Annotated in this window: 5 protein-coding genes and 1 CRISPR repeat array; all 5 genes read right to left on the reverse strand. The window is 36.9% G+C overall.

What is annotated here, in order from left to right; genetic code table 11:
• Positions 1 to 2,921: direct repeats of the CRISPR family, unit length 25 nt; unit sequence GTCTTAATCCTTGTTGTAGTGGATG.
• 81 nt (positions 2,922 to 3,002) lie between these two features.
• Positions 3,003 to 4,409 carry an ATP-dependent RecD-like DNA helicase gene (locus ZA05_RS08580; protein ID WP_053991290.1) on the reverse strand — a complete coding sequence of 469 codons (1,407 nt, stop codon included), beginning with the start codon at positions 4,407 to 4,409 and terminating at the stop codon, positions 3,003 to 3,005.
• 11 nt (positions 4,410 to 4,420) lie between these two features.
• Entirely contained in the window at positions 4,421 to 4,768 is a 348-nt protein-coding gene (locus ZA05_RS08585) for a hypothetical protein (protein ID WP_053991291.1), read from the reverse strand.
• Positions 4,749 to 5,855: a Card1-like endonuclease domain-containing protein gene (locus tag ZA05_RS08590; protein WP_053991292.1), complete on the reverse strand. Its 1,107-nt coding sequence runs from the start codon at positions 5,853 to 5,855 to the stop codon at positions 4,749 to 4,751. The genes ZA05_RS08585 and ZA05_RS08590 overlap by 20 nt, the downstream gene beginning before the upstream one ends.
• Positions 5,836 to 6,972, reverse strand: coding sequence for a DUF1887 family protein (locus tag ZA05_RS08595; RefSeq protein WP_053991293.1), 1,137 nt, complete (start codon positions 6,970 to 6,972; stop codon positions 5,836 to 5,838). The genes ZA05_RS08590 and ZA05_RS08595 overlap by 20 nt, the downstream gene beginning before the upstream one ends.
• On the reverse strand, positions 6,965 to 8,191 hold a 1,227-nt coding region (locus ZA05_RS08600), incomplete at its 5' end, for a TIGR03986 family CRISPR-associated RAMP protein (RefSeq protein ID WP_082333727.1). The genes ZA05_RS08600 and ZA05_RS08595, both read right to left, overlap by 8 nt.

Below are 8,191 nucleotides of genomic sequence, written 5' to 3' on the forward strand. Positions count from 1 at the left end.
GTTGTAGTGGATGATGCTCTGTGATCATTTATCAAAGGTGATGATGCTGAAACTGTTGCATTAGTCTTAATCCTTGTTGTAGTGGATGATGCTCTGTGATACAAAGATAAATGGGAGTATATCTCCTAGGACTTTGTCTTAATCCTTGTTGTAGTGGATGATGCTCTGTGATGCAGGTAAGACCAAGACTATGGGCTCACAGTTGTGTCTTAATCCTTGTTGTAGTGGATGCTGCTCTGTGATAACAGCAGTTTCCGTAGTAAACACAGTAGTTTCTGTGTCTTAATCCTTGTTGTCATGGATGATGCTCTGTGATCCAAGTTCTTTCAGTTCATCATGAACAACCGTGTGGTCTTAATCCTTGTTGTAGTGGATGATGCTCTGTGATTTAGAAGAAAAAGGTTATTTCATTAATATAAGCGCGTCTTAATCCTTGTTGTGGTGGATGCTAATTCCTGATTTAATATGGATTTAGAAAAGGTTAATTTGGATGAGTCTTAATCCTTGTTATGTGGATGCTGCTCTATGATATGTTATTAAGCGGTTCACGTGGTATTACCTTTAGGTCTTAATCCTTGTTGTAGTGGATGATGCTCTGTGATCTTTGAAATTCCTGACGGATTCAAACTGGTTGACATGTCTTAATCCTTGTTGTAGTGGATGGTACTCTCTGATCCTTGTAACACCTGATGATAAGTTTGGCTTTACAGCGTCTTAATCTTTGTTTTAGTGGATGATGCTCTGTGATACTCAGTATAGCTGATGTTCAGAAGCAAGTAAAAGCGTCTTAATCCTAGTTGTAGTGGATGCCGCTCTGTGATCCAAGCAAATTTCATTAACATAAAATTTAATACAGTCTTAATCCTTGTTGTAGTGGATGCTGCTCTGTGATTCTTTATTATTGGCTGGACTATCTAGTCTAATTCTGTCTTAATCCTTGTTGTAGTGGATGATACTCTGTGATTACAATCCAGGGGATCGTGTAGTTATTCTAACCGAGTCTTAATCCTTGTTGTAGTGGATGCTGCTCTGTGATAAAATCTAAAGTTACCGTATTATCATTCGATAAACTTGTCTTAATCCTTGATGTAGTGGATGATGCTCTGTGATGGTGAAGCCTGAGTTCGTGTACTACTACCACCCAAGTCTTAATCCTTGTTGTAGTGGATGATGCTCTGTGATCGATGATGAACCAAACTACTGGAGAAATTCATGAGAGTCTTAATCCTTGTTGTAGTGGATGATACTCTGTGATTTCATAATATTACTTTTAGTGATTGTGGTTATTACGGTCTTAATCCTTGTTGTAGTGGATGATACTCTGTGATATTCAACGCAATCGAGTTAAAGAAACAAATCAAGGTCTTAATCCTTGTTGTAGTGGATGATACTCTGTGATACGACAAAATCAGTACAAACAACCAAACATTCGGAGTCTTAATCCTTGTTGTAGTGGATGATACTCTGTGATTGAATTCAGGTATAACAGGTAGATTCAAATTTGAGTTGTCTTAATCCTTGTTGTAGTGGATGATGCTCTGTGATGATGAGAAAGAACCACACCAAGAAACTCTAAACAAAGTGTCTTAATCCTTGTTATAGTGAATGATGCTCTGTGATGTCACGGTTTCCAGTTTATCGAGACTAGAATAGATAGATCTTAATCCTTGTTGTGGTGGTGGATGCTCTCTGAGGTATTGTGAGACATGGGGCAGTGGCTGAGTTTGCGTCTTAATCTTTGTTGTAATGGATGATGCTCTGTGATCAATGAAGAACCTAACAATACAATGAAAACCAAAGTGTCTTAATCCTTGTTGTGGTGGATGCTGTTCTCTGATTCTGATAGCATTGTTGATGCTAGACATTTTGAGGTCTTAATCCTTGTTGTAGTGGAAGAAGCTCTTTGACCATTCAATTTTCCTTTTTTTTTAATTAGATATAAAGGTCTTGATCCTTGTTATTGTGGATGATGCTCTTTGATTTGGCGAGAAGCTAAAGAAGAAAATGCAGAAACCTTGTCTTAATTCTTGTTTTGATGGATGATATTCTTTGACTTATTCAAAGATGAAAAAGGTAAGTACTTATTACAACGGTCTTAATCCTTGTTGTAGTGGATGATGCTCTGTGATACATTTATTAATAGCATGACGTTAATAGCAAAACAGTCTTAATCCTTGTTTTAATGGATGATGCTCTGTGATAAGAGCAAGTAATTTACATGCCAGCAACAATCAAAACGTCTTAATCCTTGTTGTAGTGGATGATGCTCTGTGATTAGAAGCGATTGTAGGATCTGTAAATTTATTTATGTCTTAATCCTTGTTGTAGTGGATGCTGCTCTGTGATAAGACGCTGAACTATGTGTTTGAAAAAACGCATAAAAGGTCTTAATCCTTGTTGTAGTGGATGATGCTCTGTGATCTCGTGGGTAAAGTCCCTCAGATTAGAACGAAAGTCTTAATCCTTGTTGTAGTGGATGATACTCTGTGATACTTAGAAATCTACACAAACAAGAACATTTACTACAGTCTTAATCCTTGTTGTAGTGGATGATACTCTGTGATTTCAGAAGTGAAAACTATTACTACAGAAGATTTAATGTCTTAATCCTTGTTGTAGTGGATGATACTCTGTGATCAAACCAAAATATGAACTATACCCAATGTTCATGAATGTCTTAATCCTTGTTGTAGTGGATGCTGCTCTGTGATAAGACGCTGAACTATGTGTTTGAAAAAACGCATAAAAGGTCTTAATCCTTATTATGGTGGATGATGCTCTGTGATCGACGTATTTTCATTAACATAAAAATAAAACAATGGCGTCTTAATCCTTGTTGTAGTGGATGCTGCTCTGTGATTAACACTCTAAATCCAAACATCATGAGTGATTCAGTCTTAATCCTTGTTGTAGTGGATATTGTTTTCTGACCAAAACAAATATATCAAAAAACATTGGTTTGATTGCCCAATATGGTGCAGCTAAAATATATGATTCATGTTTTAGCTTATCCAATACCCATTGTTTGTAAACACCTGTTGCTTGGCCCGGGTAAGGGCGGTGTACCACCAATGGAGTTTATCAACATGTTTGGGTACGGGCAGCATGGCATTTTTACCGTATATATACACATAATCCCATTCGCCTCCCTGTGATTTATGACAGGTGACTGCATAGCCATAGGTGGCCTTCAGGCAATTTAAATAGGCATCTTTTTGTAGGGCTTCCACAAATTCTGGCGATTTTGGTTTCACGTTGTTCTGTTTCATTCTTTGCACAAAATCTATCATTAAATTTTTGTGCTGCTCTGCCGTAAAATTGTTGACATAACTATCTAAAATGTCCATGGCCAAATAGATTTCAAAGCACCTTTTGGAACCCAAGGGGGCCACCCTAACACTCATAAATTTTAGGTTGGCCTTATAAACAATATTGCCAATTTGTTTTACTTCAACAAAATCGCCATTGGTAAGGGGGACTAGGTAGTTGTTTTGGGTTACCAGAAGTATTTCGCCTATTTGCAGCGTGCTAGCCTTTTGGCCGTACAAAACGTTGCGAACGTTTTGATTGCATTGAGCCACTAGATTATTGGAGTTGCAAATAAGGATGGTGTGTTGTGGGCCCAATAGTTTATATTGGCTAATATAGGTTGCCAGAAGTATGTTTTCCTGAGGGAAAACCGTTATGTTTTTTTTGAACCTGCAGGGAATTTTAATCCACTTGGGCAAATTGGAGGCTTCCAACAGCTCTCTTATATGTTGGGCTGTTTTTAGGATATCGTTACCATGTTGGGTGCGTTCTATTTTCATCAAGGTACCCTGCAGCACTTTTCTGCCTATGCTGTTGAGGTATGTAGCATCCAAAGCAGGAGAGAAGTGCTGTTTAACAGGGGGCAACTGGGCTGGATCGCCTACAAAAATAACCTTGTCGGTTTTTGTGAATAGGAAAAGATCGTCCAATAAATGCCCTGAGCCAAATTGGGCAAAGGAAGTTTCGTCTTGTTTTTCACTGGAAATCATAGAGGCTTCGTCTATGATAATTACCGCATTTCCCTGACTTTTGTTCTGTTTTAAGCCAAAGGAAAGGGTTAACTGCCCATATTGGTCCATTTCCTGAGGATCCTCATCTATGCCGGTAATTTCATCGAAATGATAGATAAAACTATGTACGGTTTGGGTTTCGAAATTGGTTTTGCCCTTTAGCACAGAGGCAGCCCTTCCGGTTGAAGCCAATAGGTGAAAGGTTTTTTGGTTTTGGTTTAACCTGTTTGCCAGGTGCTGCATTAGAAAGGTTTTCCCGGTACCGGCATACCCACCAAGGATAAAGGTGTTATGGGTTTCAGATTCTAAAAACGCCAAAATTTTATCGAAAATTTGCTGCTGCTGTATGTTTAACTGTACCGACTCCATTACTTAAAGTTTTAAAGATAAGGCCTGAACTGCACAAACTTGAACACCGAGGTTTTTACCCCTGAACTTTCTGTGGTGAGTCTTTTGGTAGTACTTGCAAGACAAGGTATTTTTTTAGAGTGTAGTTTGTTAACTAGCATAAAGGTAAAAGTCAGTTCGCCCATAAGATGTACTGCTTTTGGGTTTAATTGCTCTATTTGCAGTGCAAGAGCATCGGCCAACTGCTCGAGCTCTTGGGAGCTGGCTTTTGGATCTATTTCAGGGAACCTAAAATCTACGATCACCCCATATTTTTTGGCGGCCTGCAATTGGGCCTGTTCCCACTGTGAACTGGGGTGATTAGTGAGGTTTAAAAACATCTAGAATTTTAGTTTCGTTAATAAATTTATCCCTACCGGCTACGGCCACTTTACTGGCTTTGGCTCTTTTTAAAGGATCTTCCAATTTGGGATTATTCAAATCTGAGAGGGTTAGAATAGCGGTGTTGGCAAACAGACCAAACCCATTTCTCAAGGAATCGGATTTATAAATGGTTTGGGATATAATATTTCTTTTTTGGCTAAGATCTGTAAAAATAGAGGTCTTACATTCCAAAATATGTAGGCTATTGTTTTTAATAAACATGATATCAAATTCATTGGAAGGCAGTCTTTCTTCCGATTCTTTATCTATGATCCAGCCCATGCCTATAAAATGGTCCTGTATTTGTTCCTGTTCCTTAAGTGTTAAATACACATATTCTTCCAACCATTCTCCTGTTAAATATTCAACTTCGTCCCGGCTCAAAGTATTATCCTTAAAAGAATTGAAACTTAACCTGTCCAAAAGCATTATCAATTCTGGTTCCGTTGACAAGTCTTTGATACCTTTCTTCTTGCTTCTATATTTAGTCCTGATATGGTTTAAAACATCATAATCCTGCTCTACGATATCGTTTAGATAATATGCCAATAGACGTTTGGTTTCCTGTAATGATTTTACCGGTGTACTTTTTCTACCTACCTTAAAACCATAGGCCGTTAAATATTCTTCCAAAGTTATTGTTGACATGAGATCCAATATCGGTTTGGAACGCCCAGGAAATATTTTAATGTATTTATTACTTCCTGTTAGGTAGTACATTTCGGAACTTAGATTTTTAAAGAAATCGTTCACTGCCAAAGACATTATCTTGGTTCCTCCGGTGAGGTTCACTATATAGTGTTCATTATCATTTGTGACCTGTTCAAGGGCTTCTGAAATGGCATCGTAGGACATGGCATCTACGGTAATGATCTGGTATTGTTCTTTGGTTAAATGGGAACTTTCCAATAGCCAATTGGTTATTCCTTCTTTTTCCATTTTGTAGGTAGAAATGAACAGGTAGCCATCGGCTTTTTTTTCTTTTATAAACTGAAGGTTGGGAATGGTTTGATTGCTTATTAAACTAACTAAAACTGTTTTCATTTTTTATTTTTTCTAAGGTGGTGTAGGACACATCCAACTCTTTGCATTTTTCAATGATAAATTGGTCGTGGGTAACGTTTTTATTTAAAGGGAATCTAGTGACCAACACCGATTGCCCTATAAGGCCGCCATAGGTTTCTTTGCGTACTTTAATGGTGTTTATATTGGCAGAAGACACTCGGCCCGATTTACATTCAATAAAAAGAAGTTTGCCGCCATCGTTGATTAAAACATCTACCTCATTTTTCTCCTGTTTTTGATTAGAAAGCGCAGGGAAAATAACACTTAAATAGATGTCTTTGGAAGGGTAGTGCTGCGCATAAGCCTTGGCTACCATAAGTTCGAAATAGCCTCCGAAGAATATGAGCCAGCTTACATTTCCCACACTTAAGTCTAAGGCTAAAAATGGAGTACCGTCTTTAAGCACTTTAAAGGTACTGTCCTCCCAAAACACATCAAAAAAGTTAAAAGCGCCATTGCTTTGCAACCTTTGTGCTATTTTAAGAATAGGCTCTTTTCCTTTGCGTTTGTCATATTCCTTAACACAAGGCGTAACTACGTTTTCCAGGAACTTTTTCCAATTTTTGGAATATATAAGTGGTTCTATTTCTGAAAGAGCTTGACCACAAAGGGGATAAATACTATCGTACTGTTGGTTTTTGTATAACTTTTGTCCACTTAAAGCAATTAACTCGTCGAGCGTGAGCTGTTCTGTAAAAGTGTCGAACTGATTTTCTTCTTCAAACCAACGAATGTTTTGGTCGAGATCTATATAACATTTTCTAACGCTATGGTTTACTTTAAGGGCATTGGCAAAGGCATAGGAGGCGAGGGCCATCATTTTTGTGCCCCCGGTAAGGTTTATGGTTACATAATCTGAGGGGGCTATGGTAACTTTGGCTTCGAGTGTCTCTAAAATGCCATAAAAATTATTGGCATCTACCTTAACAGGTATGAGCTGGGTATAGGGCTGCACCAGATTGGCCAAGATAGCTTCGGAAGTTTTGGATTCTTCGGAATACACATGGACCAATACATCTGGGGCAAACTCTTTATAAGCTCTGTAATTGTGGATGGTTTCTTTGCCTATTAAGGAAATTAGGATGGATTTAGACATTAATTGGAAGGTTTAATGATTCCTTTAACTGTTCAGTTAATTCCTTTCCTAACCAATTATTTATGTTATTCTCCCAATCATAAGCTTTGTTAAGTTTTTTTTGAGATGCTTTATGACTATGATAAACATTAGTGATAGCATCTGCTATTAATATTTTGTTTTCCTCTGAAAACTCTAAAAATTCTTCCTTTAAAACTCTATTTAATTCAGAAGAAAGGTCTTGATATCTGGTGAAATTTAATTCTAACTGAGGCTGTGGTTTATTTAATTGCTTAACAGATTTAAAACCCTTAAGGCTAAATTTATCATCCAATATAGTTGAATAATAATCTAATGCATCTATTGGTTTTTTATTCCATTTATTCCCTGTTTGTTTATAATCTACAAAGTCTTTTATAGAAGGATATTCTAAATTTATATCTACAGAATTGGATGCCATAGCTAAAAGTTCTTTAATCGCCGGACTTTGCCACCAGTTTGGAATTTTATCTTCCAAAGCTTCTTCAAATAGCATCATATATTCATCTATAGACTTTTCTAAGTTAAAATCAACAATTTCTACTTGCACTTTACCATAACCATAAGGTTTTGCAGCACCTAAAGAATGGCAACATTTATCTTGATTGCCATGAAATGTTATAGCAGAAAGTAAACCTCCAATTTCTAAAGGTTTGAGATTATGAAAGCGTATTTTCTCTATAAAAGTAGTTCCTTCTTTTAAAGGTTTGAATGAAGAATATACCTTATTCGAAATTGATAACCCACTATTATTCAAAGTTTTTTTAACACCACTACTATGTACGGGATAACGCTTAAAACCTTTTAATGAGGCTTTATCTTGATAGGTGTAATATTTTTCTGCTCTATTATCTTTAAATTGGTTTAAATAAAACGGATAATAGGACGCTTTCGGGCCGCCTAAAATTTCCTGAACTTCGTTTTCACACTCAAAGACTTCTTTGGCTTTAGCATGTCCAAACATTAAACGCCCTTTAAGTCCTTCATTTCTTTCAGTATAACCGAACATACAAGTTGCTAAATCTAATTTAGAATTTTGGTAATCTGCTATTGGGTACATACCATGTATACTATTATTAAAAGGTAGTTTGTACATATATGCTAAGCCAAAATGCTGTAAAACATTTTGCTTGTCTTTTGAATAGAATACAGGTACTTTTTTTCCTTTTAAAAGATAATTATCTCTCCAAAACTTCCAGGG

It is taken from the genome of Mangrovimonas sp. TPBH4 (assembly GCF_001280505.1).
Classification (GTDB): domain Bacteria; phylum Bacteroidota; class Bacteroidia; order Flavobacteriales; family Flavobacteriaceae; genus Mangrovimonas_A.

Excerpts from the sequence above, each read along its gene's own strand:
- ZA05_RS08580 (WP_053991290.1), bottom strand. The coding sequence starts at position 4,409 with ATGGAGTCGGTACAGTTAAACATACAGCAGCAGCAAATTTTCGATAAA.
- ZA05_RS08585 (WP_053991291.1), bottom strand. The coding sequence starts at position 4,768 with ATGTTTTTAAACCTCACTAATCACCCCAGTTCACAGTGGGAACAGGCC.
- ZA05_RS08590 (WP_053991292.1), bottom strand. The coding sequence starts at position 5,855 with ATGAAAACAGTTTTAGTTAGTTTAATAAGCAATCAAACCATTCCCAAC.
- ZA05_RS08595 (WP_053991293.1), bottom strand. The coding sequence starts at position 6,972 with ATGTCTAAATCCATCCTAATTTCCTTAATAGGCAAAGAAACCATCCAC.